Raw genomic sequence first — 16,299 nt, 5'->3', positions numbered from 1 at the left:
CGGCCGCCTCGCCGCCCTATGATGGGCGCCGTCATCAAGACGGATTGGGGGAGATCCGTGCGAGACCTGGTGCTCGGGGGCCGGTACCGGATGCTGCGACCGCTTGGCGAAGGCGGGATGGGGCAGGTCTGGGAAGCGCGGGACGAGACGCTCGAACGGCTGGTCGCCGTCAAGGTGATCTCGCTCCTGGCCGGTGGCGGAAGCCGGGGCGACGACGCGCGCGCCAGGTTCCTGAGGGAGGCGCGGATCACGGCCGCGCTCCAGCACCCGTCCATCGTGACCGTTCACGATCTCGGTGAGGCCGAGGCCGGGGAGGGCCGAACACCGTTCCTGGTCATGGAGCTGGTGCGGGGCGAGGGGCTGGACGCCGTCCTGCGGCGGCACCCCCTCGCCCTGCCACAGGCAAGCCGCTGGGGCGCGCAGATGGCCGATGCGCTCGGAGAGGCGCACGCGGTGGGTGTGCTGCACCGGGACATCAAGCCCTCCAACGTCCTCATCACCGCGTCAGGTGTGGTCAAGCTGCTCGATTTCGGGATCGCGCGGGCGGCGGACCCCTCCGCGACGCAGGGGCGCCTCACCCAGACCGGGTTCATCGTGGGCACGCCCCAGTACATGGCGCCCGAACAGGCGCGGGGCCACCCCGGGACGTACAGCGATCTGTACGCGCTCGGGTGTGTGCTCTTCGAGATGATCACCGGCCGACTGCCGTTCGACGCACCCGACGCCATGGGTCATCTCACCGCCCACCTCACCCAGGAGCCCCCCGCGCCCAGCTCCGTCGCGACCGGGGTCACACCGGCGTGGGACGAGCTGGTGCTCACCCTGCTCCGGAAGGAGCCCGACCAGCGGTACGGCTCCGCTGCCGAAGTCGCTCAGACGTTGCGGCGCCTCGACCAGGCGGCGCCCGCGTACGCCCCCACACAGGTGCCGGCACCCGCCGAACCGGAACGGCGCCCGATCGTCCCGCCGTCGGCCGCACCCACCGCCCCGGCCCCCGGGCCTCCGCCTCCCGTGGCTCCGCCCGCAATCCCCCCGGTTCCTGTGTCCGCGGTCCCCGTCCCCGTGCCCCGCAGAGCTTTCCGCACGGACAAGGACGCCGTCGCCGTGGCCTTCTGCTCCGGCGGGCGCCATATGGTCTACGCCATGACCAACGGGACCGTCGTCGTCATCGACCACGCGGGAGACGAGGTCCACCGCATCGTCCACCGCACCGGCTGGCTGGAGTCCCCGACGCTGGCCGTCAGCCAGGACGGCGCACTTCTTGCCACAGTCCGCCGCAAGGGCTGGAAGTGGCTCCGGATCTGGGACGCCGCCACCGGGAGCGAGCGCCAGGGGTTCGACCTCGGGGGGAGTGCGCACCACCTCGCGTTCAGCCCCGACGGAGCCCGGATCGCCACCGCGGGCGGTGGGTGGGTCCACGTATGGGACACGCGCACCGGTGAACGGCTCCTGCGTGCCCGTGGAGGCGTCAGCGGCCCGAACGACGTGACCTTCAGCCCGGACGGCCGTCTCCTCGCGGTGGGCGGACCGCGCGCGGTCTCCTGTGCGGTCTCCGTCGTGGACGCGGCAAGCGGCTCCATCGTCCTGGCCGTGCCGATCAAGCGGATCAAGATCTCCCCGGGCAGCCTCGCCTTCAGCCCGGACGGAACCAGACTTGCCCTGCCGGTCGAATTCCAGAACCCGTCGCTCAGCCAGGGTCTGTGCGTTGTGGACACCCGCTCCGGCGGCAGGCTCCTCGACCTCGACCTGGGGGAGCGCATCGACAGCAAGCTGCGTGTGGCGTTCAGTCCCCGCGGCGACTGGATCGCGACCTGCGGGGGCAGGGAAGCGCGCCTTTGGGACGCCACCAGCGGCGAACTCCTGTCACGCATCCCGCCACACACGGACCCCGTCTGCGACCTCGCCTTCAGCCCCGACGGCACCATGCTGGTCACCGCCGGAGCCGATCGCACGGTCAGGATCACGGACCTGACTGCCCCACCAGGCTCTCCCGCCACGCCCGGTGCAGCGCGGCGAAACGGCCCTCGTCCGCGATGAGCCGGGCGGGCGGGCCGTCCTCCACCACCCGGCCGTGCTCCATCACCAGGACCCGGTCCGCGATCTCGACCGTGGACAGGCGGTGGGCGATGACCACCGCCGTGCGGCCGCGCAGCACCGTGTCCATCGCGCGCTGCACCGCCCGTTCGCCCGGGATGTCCAGGGAGCTGGTCGCCTCGTCTAGGATCAGCACCCCGGGGTCGGCCAGCAGGGCGCGGGCGAAGGCGACCAACTGGCGCTGGCCCGCCGAGATGCGCCCGCCCCGCTTCCGCACGTCCGTGTCGTAGCCGTCCGGCAGCGACATGACGAAGTCGTGCGCGCCGATCGCCTTCGCCGCGTGTTCGATCTCCGCCCGGGTCGCCTCCGGGCGGCCCAGAGCGATGTTGTCCGCGACCGTCCCGGAGAAGAGGAACGCCTCCTGCGTCACCATCACCACTCCGCGCCGCAGTTCGGGCGTGGACAGGTGGCGGAGGTCCACGCCGTCGAGCAGCACCCTGCCGGTCGTCGGGTCGTAGAAGCGGGAGAGCAGCTTCGCTAGGGTGGACTTGCCCGCGCCCGTCGTGCCGACCACGGCCACCGTCTGGCCCGCCGCGATCTTCAGGTCGAAGCGGGGGAGCACTTCCCCGCCCGTCCGGTACGCGAAGCCGACGCCCTCGAAGACCACTTCGCGGCCCGGTGCGTTCCCGGGGCGCGGCGGCAGCTCGGCGGCCGTCCCCCCGGGCGGTTCGGGGACCGTCGGCCGCTGGGCCAGCAGGCCGGCGACCTTGCCCAGGGACGCCGCTGCCGACTCGTACGCGTTGAGGAACATCGCCATCCGGTCGATCGGATCGTAGAGCCGCCGCACGTACAGCACCGCCGCGGCCAGCACGCCCAGCGCGAGCGTGCCGTCCGCGACCCGGTAGCCGCCCCACAGGACCATGCCCGCGACCGCCGTGTTGGCGATCAGCCGGGAGCCGACGACATAGCGTGCCATCTCCAGGATCGCGTCGCCGTTGCGCCGTTCGTGTAAGTGGTTGAGCGCGTCGAACTCCGTGTCGTTCGCACGCTCGCGGCGGAACGCCCGCACCGGACGGATGCCGTTCAGGGTCTCCGTCACCTTCACGATCACCGCGGCGATCGCCGTGGAGCGGGCGCTGAACGCGACCGACGCGCGGCGCCGGTACACCCGGATCAGCAGGGCGAGAGGCACGAACGAGACGACGGCCACCGCGCCGATCCCGAAGTCCAGCCACAGCAGGAGGAGGGAGATGGAGAGCAGGGACAGGACCACCTCGATCAGCTCCTGGAGGCCCTCCGAGAGAAGCTGGCGCAGGGATTCGACGTCCGTGGTCGCGCGGGAGATCAGGCGGCCGGACGTGTAGCGCTCGTGGAAGTCCACGCTCAGCGCCTGCGCATGGCGGAAGATCCGGCCGCGCAGGTCCAGCAGCACGTTCTGGCTGACCCCGGCGTTCGTACGGACGGAGCCGTACTGGAGCAGGGCGGCACCCAGCGCGCAGGCGCCGTACCCGACCGCCACGGCGACCAGCGGGCCCCGGTCACCCGCGCGCAGGGCGGGCACGGCCCGGTCGATCGCGTACGCCACGAGGAGCGGCCCCGTCTGCACGGCCGCCTGATGGGCGATCAGCAGCAGCGCCGCCAGCAGCACGCGGGCCCGGTGCGGGCGCAGCAGATCCCGTAGCAGGGAACCGGTCGCGCCCCGGGGGCTGTCGAGGTCGTCGCTGTCGAAGGGGTCGGGGGGCGTGGCCCGCGCCGCCTGTTCCGCGCGGGGCGTCCGCCCCGCCTCCGCGGCCTCTGCGGGACGCCCCGCCGGGGACGGCCCGTCCCGCCCGTCCGGCTCATGCCGCGGCGTGTCGTTCGTCGCCGTGCTCATCGGGGCCCGCCCTTCCTCTCCTCGCCCGACATCAGCCAGGCGTACTCCGCGCAGTCCCGGAGCAGCTCCTCGTGCGTGCCCACCGCCGCGATCCGGCCCTCCGACAGCAGCGCCACCCGGTCGGCCAGCGCCACCGTCGACGGACGGTGAGCCACCACCAGGGCTGTCGTGTCGCGCAGCACCTCCCGCAGCGCCGCCTCCACCAGCGCCTCGGTGTGCACGTCCAGCGCCGACAGCGGATCGTCCAGGACCAGGAAGCGCGGCCCGCCCACCACCGCCCGGGCCAGGGCCAGCCGCTGCCGCTGGCCGCCCGAGAGGCTCAGCCCCTGCTCGCCCACCCGGGTCGCCGCACCGTCCGGCAGCGCGTCCACGAAACCGTCCGCGCGGGCGACGGCCAGCGCCCGGGCGAGCTCCGGCTCGTCCGCTCCCATCAGGACGTTGTCCCGCACACTCGTCGAGAACAGGGTCGGCTCCTCGAACGCCACCGACACCAGCGTCCGCAGCCGCTCCCGGGGCATCGCCGTGATGTCCGCACCGTCCAGCAGGATCCGCCCGGCCGTCACCTCGTGCAGCCTCGGCACCAGCGCGGTCAGTGTCGTCTTGCCCGAGCCGGTAGCGCCGACCAGCGCCATCGTCTCGCCCGGCCGGATGTGCAGGTCCACCCCGCGCAGCACCGGCGGTGTGTCCGGCGAGGCGTCCGCGTAGCGGAACGCGACGGCCTCGAAACGGATGCCGTCGCCCTCCGTCGGCACCGCCGCCACGGCAGCGTCCCGGGCGTCCTCCTCCGGCTCGTCCACCACCTCGAAGAACCGGTCCGTCGCCGTCGCCGCCTCCTGGCTCATCGCCAGCAGGAACCCGATCGACTCCACCGGCCACCGCAGCGCCAGGGCCGTGAACAGGAACGCCACCAGCGTGCCCGCCGACAGCCCCCCGTCGGCGACCTGCACCGTCCCCAGCACCAGCGCCGCCCCGATCGCCAGCTCCGGTACGAGGGTGACGACCGCCCAGGTCACCGCGAGCAGCCGGGCCTTCCCCAGCTCCGTGCCACGCAGCCGCCGCGCCAGTGCCCGGAACGCCACGGCCTGGCTGCGGTGCCGGCCGAAGCCCTTCACCACCCGGATGCCCAGCACGCTCTCCTCGACGACCGTCGCCAGGTCGCCCACCTGGTCCTGGGCCCGGCGCGCCACCACCGCGTACCGCGCCTGGAACAGCGAGCACGCCACGATCAGCGGCACCACCGGGACCAGCAGTACCAGACCCAGCGTCCAGTCCTGGGCCATCAGCAGCACGAAGCCCGCGAGCAGGGTCACGGCGTTCACGAACAGGAACGTCAGCGGGAACACCAGGAACATCCGGACCTGCGTCAGGTCGTTCGTCGCCCGCGACAGGAGCTGGCCCGAGGCCCACCGGTCGTGGAAGTCCATCGGCAGGCGCTGCACCCGCCGGTACAGGTCGCGGCGCAGCGCCGCCTCCACCCCGGTCAGGGGCCGCGCCACCAGCCACCGCCGGAACCCGAACAGCAGGGCCTCCAGCAGACCCAGCGCCAGCAGTGCCAGTGCACCCCACCCGACCCCTGCGGGGTCGCGGTCCGCGACCGGGCCGTCCACCATCCACTTCAGGACCAGCGGGATGACCAGGCTCAGGCAGGACGCGACCACCGCGACGAGCGCGGCCGAGAAGAACCGCACGCGGATGGGGCGCACATACGGCCACAGCCGCAGGAGCGACCGGACGGCGGACCGTTTGCGGGGCAGGGGCGCGTGGGGTGACCGTGAGTCAGGCATCAGGACCGAGCGTACGGTTCACCCCTGACGGGCTTCACGGATTTTTCCGCCGAACAGGTTCCGGCCCCCGGACCGAGGACTTCAGCCGGTACGGCACCTGAGGACGAGCGCCGACCTCGCCGCCACCCGCACGCCCGCCCCGCCCTCGTAGGCCGTCCCCGGCGCCGCATCCTGCTCCTCCCGCGCCGTGTCCACCACCAGCTCGTACGACTCCGCCCACGGAGGCCCCGGCAGCCGCTGCTCCACCTCGCGGTCGCCCGCGTGGAGCACCACCAGGAAACTGTCGTCCCGGACCGGCTCGCCCCGCGCGTCCCGCCCCGGGATGTCCCGCCCGGAGAGGTAGAAGGCGATCGTCGCCGTCGGCTCGTACCAGTCACGCTCCGTCATCTCCACGCCCCCGGCCGTGAACCAGGCCAGGTCCCGCAGCCCGTCCGCACCCTGCGGGCGGCCCGAGAAGAAGGCGCGGCGGCGCAGCACCGGGTGTGCGTGGCGCAGCGCCAGCAGCCGCCGGGTCAGCGCGAGCAGCTCCCGTGCCCAGGGCTGGTCGAGCAGGGACCAGTCGACCCAGCCCAGCTCGTTGTCCTGGCAGTACGCGTTGTTGTTCCCGCCCTGGCTGCGGCCCATCTCGTCGCCCGCGACCAGCATCGGGACCCCGGTGGACAGGAGCAGGGTGGTCAGCAGGTTGCGGATCTGGCGCCGCCGCAGCGCGGTGACGGCCGGGTCGTCCGTCTCCCCCTCGGCCCCGCAGTTCCACGACCGGTTGTCGTCGGTCCCGTCCCGGTTGTCCTCGCCGTTCGCCTCGTTGTGCTTGTGCTCGTAGGACACCAGGTCGCGCAGCGTGAAGCCGTCGTGCGCGGTGACGAAGTTGACGGATGCGTACGGGCGGCGCCCGCCCCACGCGTACAGGTCGCTGGACCCGGACAGCCGGTAGCCGAGGTCCCGCACGTCGGGCAGGGCGCCGCGCCAGTAGTCCCGTACGGCGTCCCGGTAGCGGTCGTTCCACTCGGTCCACAGCGGTGGGAAGGCGCCCACCTGGTAGCCGCCGTTCCCGACGTCCCACGGCTCCGCGATCAGCTTCACCCGGCGCAGCACCGGGTCCTGCGCGATCACCGCGAGGAACGGCGACAGCATGTCCACGTCGTGCATGGACCGGGCCAGCGCCGCCGCCAGGTCGAACCGGAACCCGTCGACGCCCATCTCCGTCACCCAGTACCGCAGCGAGTCCGTGATGAGCCGCAGCACCTGGGGCTGGACGACGTGCAGGGTGTTGCCGCAGCCGGTGTAGTCGGCGTACCGGCGCGGGTCGGACTGGAGCCGGTAGTACCCCCGGTTGTCGATGCCGCGCAGCGACAGCATCGGTCCGAACTCGCCCGCCTCGGCGGTGTGGTTGTAGACCACGTCCAGGATGACCTCGATCCCGGCGGAGTGCAGCGCCCGCACCATGCGCTTGAACTCAGCGACCTGCTCACCGCCCGTGCCGGACGCGCTGTACGCGGCGTGCGGGGCGAAGTAGCCGATCGAGTTGTATCCCCAGTAGTTGCGCAGGCCGCGCCGCAGCAGATGGTCCTCGTGCGCGAACTGGTGCACGGGCAGCAGCTCGACCGCGGTCACCCCGAGCCGCACGAGATGCTCGACGGCGGCGGGATGGGCGAGCCCCGCGTACGTACCGCGCAGGGCTTCCGGAACGCCCGGGTGCCGCCGGGTGAACCCCTTCACATGCAGCTCGTAGATGACGGAGTCGGCCCAGGGGGTCTTGGGCCGCCGGTCTTCCGCCCAGTCGTCGTCATCGTGCACGACCACTCCCTTGGGGACGTACGGCGCCGAGTCCCGCTCGTCCCGGACGGTGTCCGCGACCCGCTGGTCGGGCCAGTCCCGTACATGCCCGTACACCTCGGGCGGCAGGCCGAGGGCGCCGTAGTCGCCGTCGACGGCCCGGGCGTACGGGTCGAGCAGCAGCTTGGCCGGGTTCCAGCGCGCCCCGGTCCACGGGTCCCACCGCCCGTGCACCCGGAAGCCGTAGCGCTGCCCGGGCCGTACGCCCGGCACGAAGCCGTGCCAGATCTCGTGCGTCAGTTCGGCGAGCGGTACACGGGTCTCGCCCCCGTCCCGGCCGAAGAGGCACACCTCCACGCCCTCGGCCCCGCCGGCCCAGAGCGCGAAGTTGGTTCCGGCGACCCCGTCGGCCCCCACCCGGAACCGCGCCCCCAGCGGCGTCGGGGTCCCCGGCCACACGACCACGCCGCCGGGCCCCGTGGGCCTGTCGTCCTTCCGGCCGCCGACGGGGCTCGCCCCCGGGGCGGACCCCGCTCCAGCCCCCGCCGCGTCCGCGCCGACACCGCGGGAGGGACCGGCCTCGGCGGCGTCGCCCCGGCCCACCGCGCGGAGCGGTCCCGTGTCCGCGTCTGTGCGGCCGGGAGTCGGGGTTCCGGCATGCCCGGCTCCCCTCACCGCCCCGGCACCCGCCGCGCCCGCGCCGACGGGCCCTTCCGCACCGGTACGCCTCACCCCGATCACCGCCCTGTCACCCATGACGCCCGGGGCCGCCGCATCTGCGCCGCCGCCCCCGGGAGCCCCGTCTACCGTACGTCCCGACCTGGCCACCGCCTCGGCATCCGCCGCGTCCCCGCCCCCGCCGCCGGTCCCGGAGCCGGGAGCCGACGGAGGTAACCCGGCGGGGGCCGGGGGGCGGGTGGCCCGGGTTCGTTGCTGTTCCGCGTTCGACACCTGCCGGCCTCCTGCGGCTCGTCCGGCTGACGGGACCGGTCGCCCGTCCCGGGGGCTCCCGGTCCTCACCGTGTTCTGCCCGGACCGTCCTGATCCCAACATGGCCGATACCGAACACGACCCGTACAGACGTTTCCGTACCCGGGCCATGGTCGTTGTGCGGGACGTGAGACGACGTGGACTGTGCAGACTCTGGAAGCTGAAGCGGGCCGCCGTCGCCGCGCTCGCGGGCGGCGGGCTCCTCCTCGGGCTCGCCGGATGCCTCGGCGGCGGGCCGGGCGGGCCGGGCGGACCTGACGGGCGCGGCGGTGGTGAGAACCGGCGGTCCGACGACGTCATCCGGGTGCTCCCGGACGACGGGGCCGAGGACGTCGCCCCCGACGCCCGCGTCGAAGTACGGGTCCCCGACGGGCGGCTGGAGAGCGTACGGGTGCGCCGGATCGAGGACGCCCAGCCCGCCGACCTGCCCGGCGCCGTCTCCGGCGACGGGCTCACCTGGCGTCCCGGCAAGGGCACCCGGCTCGCGCTCGCCGCCAAGTACAGCGTCGACGCCGTCGCCGTCGACGGTCACGGCCGCCGTTCCGCCCGGCACACCACCTTCACCACGCTCGTCCCCGAGCACCGCTTCATCGGCTACTTCGCCCCGGAGAACCGCGCCACCGTGGGCACCGGAATGATCGTCTCGTTCCGCTTCAACCGGCCCGTGGAGAACCGCGCCGCCGTGGAGCGGGGCATCCGCGTCACCGCCGACCCGGCCGTCGCCGTCGCCGGACACTGGTTCGGTGACCAGCGGCTCGACTTCCGCCCCGAGACGCACTGGGCCCCCGGCACCCGCGTGACCGTCGACCTGCGGCTGCGGGACGTGGAGGCGGCGCCCGGGGTGTACGGGGTGCAGCGGAAGGTGGTGCGGTTCACCGTCGGCCGTCACCAGATCTCCATGGTGGACGCCGAGAAGCACACCATGGAGGTGTACCGCGACGGCAGCCTCCTCGCGACGCTGCCCGTCACCGCCGGAGCGCCGAAGACCACCACGTACAACGGGAAGATGGTGGTCACCGAACTGTTCGAGGTGACCCGGATGAACGGTGCCACCGTCGGCTTCAAGGACGCCAAGGGCAAGAGCGAGTACGACATCAAGGACGTCCCGCACGCCATGCGCCTCACCGCCTCCGGGACCTTCCTGCACGGCAACTACTGGGCCCCCGCCGACACCTTCGGCTCCGACAACGTCAGCCACGGCTGTGTCGGGCTGCGCGATGTGAAGGGCGGCGGCGACGACACCCCCGCCGGGTGGTTCTTCGGGCAGACCCTCGTCGGGGACGTCGTCGAGGTCGTCCACTCCAAGGACCGGAAAGTCGCTCCCGACAACGGCCTCGGCGGCTGGAACATGGACTGGAAGCGCTGGAAGGCCGGTTCCGCCCTGCGCGGCTGACGCCGGAAAGTTGTCCATTGAAGCTTTGGGACCGAACGGTGACATTCCGGCGCGCTTCACGTGACCGGCGGTGTGATTCTCTGGCCTCGTGCGCGCGGGGACAGCGCGCGGGGGTGCGGGTCGCGGCGGTGCCGGGCCCGGCGAGGGGAGAGGTGCATCGTGAGGATGCTGCCGATATCGGAGGACTACGCCCAGGGGCCCGTGCGGGCGTCGGACGGGCGCGGCGGTACCCGACCGCGCCGGAGCGGCCGGACCGCGCTGGCGGTCGCCGCCGGAGCCTTGCTGCTGCTGGTCTCCGCCTGCTCGGGCGGTTCCGGCGCGGGCAGTACCGAGGACGACGCGGCCCCGGCCGCGCCGGGCGCCCGGCAGGTCGACAACTCGCCCTCGCAGGCCATCGTCACCATCGCCCCCAAGGACGGCGCCGACGGCGTCGAGACCAGCGGCGCCCTCAAGGTCTCCGCCGAGCAGGGCAGGCTCACCACCGTCACCGTCACCGACTCCAAGGGCACCCCCGTCGACGGCCGCATGTCCACCGACGCCACCAGCTGGCAGCCCGTCCGCCACCTCGCCGCCGCCACGACGTACAAGGTGCACGCCGTGGCCGAGGACGAGGCGGGCCGCGAGTCGGCCAAGGACACCAGCTTCACCACGCTCGTCCCGCAGAACACCTTCATCGGTGAGTTCACGCCCGAGGACGGCTCCACGGTCGGCGTCGGCATGCCGGTCTCGCTGCGCTTCTCACGCGGCATCACCAACCCCGAGGCCGTGGAGGCCGGTGTCAAGGTGACGGCCCAGCCGTCCGTACCGGTCGAGAGCCACTGGTTCGGAAACGACCGGCTCGACTTCCGCCCGGAGAAGTACTGGGCGGCCGGCACCAAGGTGACCCTGGAACTCGACCTGGACGGTGTCGAGGGCCGCCCCGGCGTGTACGGCAAGCAGAAGAAGACCGTCAGTTTCACCGTCGGCCGCAGTCAGGTCTCGACCGTCGACGCCGAGGCCAAGACCATGACGGTGGTCCGTGACGGCAAGGTCCTCAAGACGCTCCCGATCACGGCCGGAGCCCCGTCCACGACGACGTACAACGGCCAGATGGTGATCAGCGAGAAGTACAAGGTGACCCGCATGAACGGCGCCACCGTGGGCTTCGGCGGCGAGTACGACATCAAGGACGTCCCGCACGCCATGCGGCTGTCCACCTCCGGCACCTTCGTGCACGGCAACTACTGGGCCGCCAAGTCGACCTTCGGCTCCGCCAACGTCAGCCACGGCTGCGTCGGGCTGCACGACGCGCGCGGCGCCGGGAACCCGAACACGCCGGCCGCGTGGTTCTACGACAACTCGATGATCGGTGACGTCGTCGTCGTGAAGAACTCCAAGGACAAGCAGATCCAGCCGGACAACGGCCTCAACGGCTGGAACATGTCCTGGGAGGAATGGAAGAAGTAGGGCGTCCCGACGCGGGGCCCGGTGCTGTGACGCACAGCACCGGGCCCGCTGCCGTTAACGGCGGCTAACCTGCCCCGTATGACAGTCACTCTCGAAGTCTCCGCGGGCGTCGGCACCATCCGTCTGGACCGTCCCCCCATGAACGCCCTGGACGTCGCCACCCAGGACAGGCTCAAGGAGCTGGCGGAGGAGGCCTCCCGCCGCGACGACGTACGGGCCGTGGTCATCTACGGCGGCGAGCGGGTCTTCGCGGCCGGTGCGGACATCAAGGAGATGCAGGCCATGGACCACACGGCCATGGTGCTGCGCGCCAAGGCCCTCCAGGACTCCTTCACCGCCGTCGCCCGCATCCCCAAGCCGGTCGTCGCCGCCGTCACCGGCTACGCCCTGGGCGGCGGCTGCGAGCTGGCGCTCTGCGCGGACTACCGGATCGCCGCCGAGAACGCCAAGCTGGGCCAGCCCGAGATCCTGCTCGGCCTGATCCCGGGTGCGGGCGGCACCCAGCGGCTCGCCCGGCTGGTCGGGCCGTCGAAGGCCAAGGACATGATCTTCACCGGACGCCAGGTGAAGGCCGACGAGGCGTTGACCATGGGGCTCGTCGACCGGGTCGTCCCCGCGGCCGAGGTGTACGAGCAGGCCCACGCGTGGGCGGCCGGGCTGGCCCAGGGGCCGGCGCTGGCGCTGCGAGCGGCGAAGGAGTCGGTCGACGCTGGCCTGGAGACGGACATCGACACCGGTCTCACCGTCGAACGGAACTGGTTCGCGGGGCTGTTCGCCACCGAGGACCGCGAGCGGGGCATGCGCAGCTTCGTCGAGGAGGGGCCCGGAAAGGCCAAGTTCCTCTGAGGTGCGGCAGATCGGGCGGACCGGACGGTACGGCCCGGGACCCCTCCGGACCTCCGGGGTCTCACGGGATCTTCCCGGATGTTCCGGGCCGCTGTGTGAACGTTCATCCATCCGGGTGGTTTAAGGCTGCCTTAAAGGGGCCTTAAAGCCTGTTCCCCCGGGTCTTTGCGCGACCATGACAGAGCGTTGCGTTACCGCAGGTCAGGGGGTGCGGGTTGGGTGCTGATTGCCTCCGTCATATGCCCACCGTGCCCCCTCCGGGCGTGGGTTCACCGGTGGTGATTCCCGAGTAACCCCTCCGCGCGCCCCGCCCGGCGGCCATCATGTAGGGCATGGCGGGGCTGGAAGGTGTGGAGCAACCATGGCAGCGCGGCAGTGCCACCACCGCGCGGTGGGTGCCCACGGCCGACGACGAAGAGGCGCTCAAGGCGCTGGAGGAGTACGGGGACCCGACGGTCGGAGAGGTGCAGATGCTGTCCCGCCCGCAGAACGCCCGCCTCGCCCGCCGGATCACCGAGCACATCGTGCTGCGCCGCTGGGCGCTCGGCCAGGCGGTCGCGGACGACGCGGTACTGCTGGTCTCCGAACTGGTCGGCAACGCCGTACGGCACACCGGGGCGCGGGTCTTCGGCCTCCGGATGCGCCGCGCCCGAGGCCGCATCCGCATCGAGGTCCGCGACCCGTCGCGGGGTCTGCCCTGCCTGATGCCGGTCCGCGACCTGGACGTCAGCGGGCGGGGGCTGTACCTCGTCGACAAGCTGTCGGTCCGCTGGGGCGTGGATCTGCTGCCGCGCGGCAAGAACACCTGGTTCGAGATCCGGGTGGCGGACCGCGGCTGACGTCCTGTCTCCCGCCCTGGTCGCACAGAAGCCCCCTGCCGGCCGCGGTCGCGGCCACCTCGGGGGCTTCTGGATGCGCGCGCCCCGAACGGATAGGGGTGTGTCCGACGGCGCTGTCGACGACCTGGCCCGGGTCAGGGGGGTCGTAGGCTCCGACTATGGCAGACGGGGGGCGTTGCCACCAAAAAACCGCACATGACGGGTCAATCGATACGTTCACCGCCTCATCGCCCTTAAATGGTCCGCGTGACCGTGCACAAGATGACGCGCCCCTCGATCCTGCTCGCGGCAGTCCTGCTCGCCGCGCTCGTCGGTGGCTGCGGCAGCGCGAGCGACCCGGCGAACCCGCAGGCCGCCGCGCCCGCCGCCGTACCGAAGAAGCCCGAGAAGCCGGCCGCGCCGCCCGGACTGCCCGGGATGCCGCCGGTCCTGGACCCGAAGGACATCTACGCGGCGGACCGGCCGGACAAACTGTCCGCGGTGGTCAAGGACTTCCCGTCCCGGGTGTACGTGCCGAACACGCTCTCCAACACCGTCACGGTCATCGACCCGGAGACGTACGAGATCGTCGAGACCATCCCGGTCGGCAGGCATCCGCAGCACGTCGTGCCGTCCTGGGACCTCAAGACCCTCTGGGTCAACAACAACCAGGGGCACACGCTCACCCCCATCGACCCCGCGACCGGCAAGCGCGGCAAGGACGTCGAGGTCCACGACCCGTACAACCTCTACTTCACGCCGAACGGCAGGCACGCGGTCGTCATGGCCTCGCTCGACCGGGAGCTGGTGTTCCGCGATCCGCACACCATGAAGCGGCTGCACACCGAGCCGGTCAGCTGCTACGGCGTCAACCACGCGGACTTCTCCGCCGACGGGCGCTACTTCATCGTCTCGTGCGAGTTCTCCGGCGAACTGCTGAAGGTCGACACCGAGAAGATGAAGGTGGTCGCCCAGCAGAAGCTGCCCTTCAACGGCGCTATGCCGCAGGACGTGAAACTCTCGCCCGACGGCAAGACCTTCTACATCGCGGACATGATGGCCCACGGCATGTGGGTCCTGGACGGCGACAGGTTCGGCACTCCGAAACTGCTGCCCACCGGCAAGGGCTGCCACGGGCTGTACATCTCCCGGGACTCCAAGGAGATGTACGTGCCCAACCGGGGTGAAGGCTCCATCTCCGTCTTCGACTTCGCCCGCAACAAGCTGACGAAGAAGTGGTGGCTGCCGGACGGCGGTTCCCCCGACATGGGCGGCGTGTCCGCCGACGGCAAGGTCCTCTGGCTGTCGGGCCGGTACGACTCCGAGGTGTACGCCATCGACACCAGGACCGGCGAGCAGCTGGCCCGCATCCCGGTGGGCGACGGCCCCCACGGCCTGGCCGTCTACCCGCAGCCGGGGCGCTACTCCCTGGGCCACACGGGCGTGTTCCGCTGACCGGGGCTCCGCCCCCGGCGGGGGCCTCACGAGGTGTCAGCCGCCCCTGCCGCTACGCTGATCGCCGTAAACGCAGGTTCCTGGAAGGGGTGGAGCGATGGCCGACATCGATGCCGCGCGCAAGGCTTTCGACCGGTTCGATGTGAACGGCGACGGGTTCATCACGGCCGCCGAGTACAAGAGCGTCATGGCGCAGCTGGGCGACTTCAACGTCACCGAGCCCGTGGCCCAGGCCGTCATCAACAACCAGGACGGCAACGGCGACGGCCGGCTGAGCTGGGACGAGTTCTGGGCCCACATCAACAAGGTCTGACGCGGCGGCCCGTCGCCGGACGGGTGCCCCCCCCACAGCCGGGGGCGCCCGCCCGGGACCTCAGCACTCGATGATGTTCACCGCGAGACCGCCGCGCGCCGTCTCCTTGTACTTCACGGACATGTCCGCGCCCGTGTCCTTCATGGTCTTGATGACCTTGTCCAGCGACACCTTGTGGCTGCCGTCCCCGCGCATCGCCATCCGTGCCGCCGTGACCGCCTTCACGGCGGCCATGCCGTTCCGCTCGATGCACGGGATCTGCACGAGGCCGCCCACCGGGTCGCAGGTCAGGCCCAGGTTGTGCTCCATGCCGATCTCGGCCGCGTTCTCCACCTGCTCCGGAGAGCCGCCCAGCACCTCCGCCAGCGCGCCCGCCGCCATCGAGCAGGCCGAGCCGACCTCGCCCTGGCAGCCGACCTCGGCGCCGGAGATCGACGCGTTCTCCTTGAACAGCATGCCGATCGCCCCGGCGGCCAGCAGGAAGCGGACCACGCCGTCCTCGTCGGCGCCGGGCACGAAGTTCATGTAGTAGTGCAGCACCGCCGGGATGATGCCCGCCGCGCCGTTCGTCGGGGCGGTCACCACCCGGCCGCCCGCCGCGTTCTCCTCGTTCACCGCCATCGCGTAGAGGGTGATCCACTCCATGGAGAGGGCCAGCGGGTCGCCCTCGGAGCGCAGCTTGCGCGCGGTGGTCGCGGCGCGGCGGCGGACCTTCAGCCCGCCGGGGAGGATGCCCTCACGGGTCATGCCCCGGGTGACGCAGGCCTGCATGACCCGCCAGATGTCCAGCAGGCCCTCGCGGATCTCCGCCTCGGTGCGCCAGGCCTTCTCGTTCTCCAGCATCAGCGCGGAGATCGACAGGCCCGTCTCGCGGGTGAGCCGCAGCAGCTCGTCACCGGTGCGGAAGGGGTACTTCAGGACCGTGTCGTCGAGCACGATCCGGTCCGCGCCGACCGCGTCCTCGTCGACGACGAACCCGCCGCCGACGGAGTAGTACGTCTTCTCCAGCAGCGTCTTCCCGTCGGCGTCGTAGGCCCACAGGGTCATGCCGTTGGCGTGGTACGGCAGCGTCTCACGGCGGTGCAGGACGAGGTCCTCGTCGAAGTCGAAGGGGATCTCGTGGGTGCCGAGGAGGATGATCCGCTTCTCGGACCTGATCCGCTCGACCCGCTCGTCGGCGGTCTCCACGTCGACCGTCCGGGGCGAGTCGCCCTCCAGGCCGAGCAGCACCGCCTTGGGCGTGCCGTGGCCGTGGCCGGTCGCGCCGAGCGAGCCGTACAGCTCGGACCGTATCGAGGCGGTGGAGGTCAGCAGCCCCTCGTTCCTCAGCCGGCGCGCGAACATCCGGGCCGCCCGCATGGGGCCGACCGTATGGGAGCTGGACGGGCCGATGCCGATCGAGAACAGGTCGAAGACCGAGATGGCCACGGGAACTCCTAGGGGTGGTAGACGCCGCTGTCTGCCGGGTCGTGCGGATGTGCGGTCGGGCGGGGCATGAGACGGGGCACCGCACTCACCGTCCAGTGTGCGCGGTGCCCCGCAATGTGGTCTGTAACGTACGCAACGCCGAAACA

General features: G+C 71.9%; 11 protein-coding genes. 7 read left to right on the top strand and 4 right to left on the bottom strand.

The features are described from left to right. The first annotated feature begins 18 nt into the window (after window positions 1-18). Complete coding sequence (locus tag I3F58_RS00355) at window positions 19-2,037, top strand: serine/threonine-protein kinase (protein WP_308354929.1); 2,019 nt, start codon at window positions 19-21, stop codon at window positions 2,035-2,037. Here I3F58_RS00355 and I3F58_RS00350 read toward each other — a convergent pair. The 3 genes from I3F58_RS00350 to glgX form a co-directional block, all read right to left on the bottom strand. After that, complete coding sequence (locus I3F58_RS00350; RefSeq protein ID WP_240106073.1) at window positions 1,961-3,907, bottom strand: ABC transporter ATP-binding protein; 1,947 nt, start codon at window positions 3,905-3,907, stop codon at window positions 1,961-1,963. The genes I3F58_RS00355 and I3F58_RS00350 overlap by 77 nt on opposite strands. Beyond that, window positions 3,904-5,691 (bottom strand): ABC transporter ATP-binding protein, encoded by a 1,788-nt coding sequence (locus I3F58_RS00345; RefSeq protein ID WP_240106072.1) that lies wholly within the window; start codon window positions 5,689-5,691, stop codon window positions 3,904-3,906. Before I3F58_RS00345 ends, I3F58_RS00350 begins: the two co-directional genes overlap by 4 nt. An 81-nt stretch (window positions 5,692-5,772) precedes the next feature. Continuing rightward, window positions 5,773-8,067: a glycogen debranching protein GlgX gene (gene glgX, locus I3F58_RS00340; protein WP_374207887.1), complete on the bottom strand. Its 2,295-nt coding sequence runs from the start codon at window positions 8,065-8,067 to the stop codon at window positions 5,773-5,775. Between the two features lie 547 nt (window positions 8,068-8,614). Here glgX and I3F58_RS00335 point away from each other — a divergent pair. The 6 genes from I3F58_RS00335 to I3F58_RS00310 all read left to right on the top strand — a co-directional run bounded on the left by I3F58_RS00335 (window position 8,615) and on the right by I3F58_RS00310 (window position 14,725). Further along, entirely contained in the window at window positions 8,615-9,847 is a 1,233-nt protein-coding gene (locus tag I3F58_RS00335) for an Ig-like domain-containing protein (RefSeq protein WP_374207886.1), read from the top strand. Window positions 9,848-10,012: 165 nt separating this feature from the next. Beyond that, on the top strand, window positions 10,013-11,293 hold the full coding sequence (locus tag I3F58_RS00330; RefSeq protein WP_240106070.1) for an Ig-like domain-containing protein: 1,281 nt from the start codon (window positions 10,013-10,015) through the stop codon (window positions 11,291-11,293). 78 nt (window positions 11,294-11,371) lie between these two features. Further along, the gene (locus tag I3F58_RS00325; protein ID WP_240106069.1) at window positions 11,372-12,139 is read left to right on the top strand and encodes an enoyl-CoA hydratase/isomerase family protein; all 768 of its coding nucleotides are present in this window, start codon (window positions 11,372-11,374) and stop codon (window positions 12,137-12,139) included. 332 nt (window positions 12,140-12,471) lie between these two features. Continuing rightward, window positions 12,472-12,978, top strand: coding sequence for an ATP-binding protein (locus I3F58_RS00320; protein ID WP_240106068.1), 507 nt, complete (start codon window positions 12,472-12,474; stop codon window positions 12,976-12,978). A 261-nt stretch (window positions 12,979-13,239) separates the two neighbouring features. Next, on the top strand, window positions 13,240-14,412 hold the full coding sequence (locus I3F58_RS00315) for a YncE family protein (protein ID WP_240106313.1): 1,173 nt from the start codon (window positions 13,240-13,242) through the stop codon (window positions 14,410-14,412). 97 nt (window positions 14,413-14,509) lie between these two features. Further along, window positions 14,510-14,725: an EF-hand domain-containing protein gene (locus tag I3F58_RS00310; RefSeq protein ID WP_240106067.1), complete on the top strand. Its 216-nt coding sequence runs from the start codon at window positions 14,510-14,512 to the stop codon at window positions 14,723-14,725. Window positions 14,726-14,785: 60 nt separating this feature from the next. Here I3F58_RS00310 and I3F58_RS00305 read toward each other — a convergent pair whose 3' ends face one another. Then, on the bottom strand, window positions 14,786-16,153 hold the full coding sequence (locus I3F58_RS00305) for an L-serine ammonia-lyase (RefSeq protein ID WP_240106066.1): 1,368 nt from the start codon (window positions 16,151-16,153) through the stop codon (window positions 14,786-14,788). Window positions 16,154-16,299 lie beyond the last annotated feature (146 nt).

The sequence above is a fragment of the Streptomyces sp. MUM 203J genome (assembly GCF_022414595.1).
GTDB lineage: Bacteria > Actinomycetota > Actinomycetes > Streptomycetales > Streptomycetaceae > Streptomyces.
The sequence above is the reverse complement of the archived record's forward strand: the minus strand, read 5'-3'. Positions and strand labels throughout refer to the sequence as shown.

Excerpts from the sequence above, each read along its gene's own strand:
- I3F58_RS00325 (WP_240106069.1), top strand. The coding sequence starts at position 11,372 with ATGACAGTCACTCTCGAAGTCTCCGCGGGCGTCGGCACCATCCGTCTG.
- I3F58_RS00350 (WP_240106073.1), bottom strand. The coding sequence starts at position 3,907 with ATGAGCACGGCGACGAACGACACGCCGCGGCATGAGCCGGACGGGCGG.
- I3F58_RS00310 (WP_240106067.1), top strand. The coding sequence starts at position 14,510 with ATGGCCGACATCGATGCCGCGCGCAAGGCTTTCGACCGGTTCGATGTG.
- I3F58_RS00355 (WP_308354929.1), top strand. The coding sequence starts at position 19 with ATGATGGGCGCCGTCATCAAGACGGATTGGGGGAGATCCGTGCGAGAC.
- I3F58_RS00330 (WP_240106070.1), top strand. The coding sequence starts at position 10,013 with ATGCTGCCGATATCGGAGGACTACGCCCAGGGGCCCGTGCGGGCGTCG.
- I3F58_RS00320 (WP_240106068.1), top strand. The coding sequence starts at position 12,472 with ATGGCGGGGCTGGAAGGTGTGGAGCAACCATGGCAGCGCGGCAGTGCC.
- I3F58_RS00345 (WP_240106072.1), bottom strand. The coding sequence starts at position 5,691 with ATGCCTGACTCACGGTCACCCCACGCGCCCCTGCCCCGCAAACGGTCC.
- I3F58_RS00315 (WP_240106313.1), top strand. The coding sequence starts at position 13,240 with ATGACGCGCCCCTCGATCCTGCTCGCGGCAGTCCTGCTCGCCGCGCTC.